1 protein-coding gene is annotated in these 538 nt (G+C 67.7%); it reads left to right on the top strand.

Annotation, left to right across the window (positions count from 1 at the left end; all coding sequences use genetic code 11):
- A partial coding sequence (locus BN4575_RS20460; RefSeq protein WP_305088093.1) for an RHS repeat domain-containing protein occupies positions 1–468 on the top strand: 468 nt, incomplete at its 5' end.
- Between the last annotated feature and the right edge of the window lie 70 nt (positions 469–538).

The following is a 538-nucleotide window of genomic DNA, read 5'->3' as shown; positions in this document are numbered from 1 at the left end:
GATCTGTACGAGCGGGTGACCGAGGCGGCGTCGGGCACCGTGGAGCATCGGTACCACGTCCACTCGCCGGAGCGCGTGGTGGCGATCGTGACGCGGGGAGGCTCGGACGACGGCACCCGTTATGTGCATGTCGATCACCTCGGCTCGATCGATGCGCTCACCGACGAGGACGGGGACGTGATCGAACGACGGAGCTACGACCCGTTCGGGCAGCGCAGGAACCCCGTCTGGGGAGAGCGCCCGCCGGCGTCGTTCCCGAGCGAGACGACGCAGGGGTTCACCGGGCACGAGAGCGACGACGAGCTCGGGCTCGTGAACATGAAGGGCAGGATCTACGATCCAAGGATCGGGCCGTTCTTGACGACGGACCCGATCATCTCCCTCCCGTTCTTCGGGCAGAGCTGGAACCCGTACAGCTACGTGCTGAACAACCCGCTCGCGTGCGTCGACCCGGGCGGCTCCCGCTAAAGGGCGGCTATCGACGGCCACGCGCAGCGCTTTGGACACCGCACGCTTCTCGCCCTCCGTCATCGCCCCG

Origin of the sequence: Aeromonas sp. EERV15, from assembly GCF_900079845.1 — a bacterium.
In the GTDB taxonomy this organism is placed as follows: Bacteria; Pseudomonadota; Gammaproteobacteria; order Enterobacterales; family Aeromonadaceae; genus Aeromonas; species Aeromonas sobria.
Note: the sequence above shows the minus strand (reverse complement) of the source record. Positions and strands in the feature narration are given on the sequence as shown.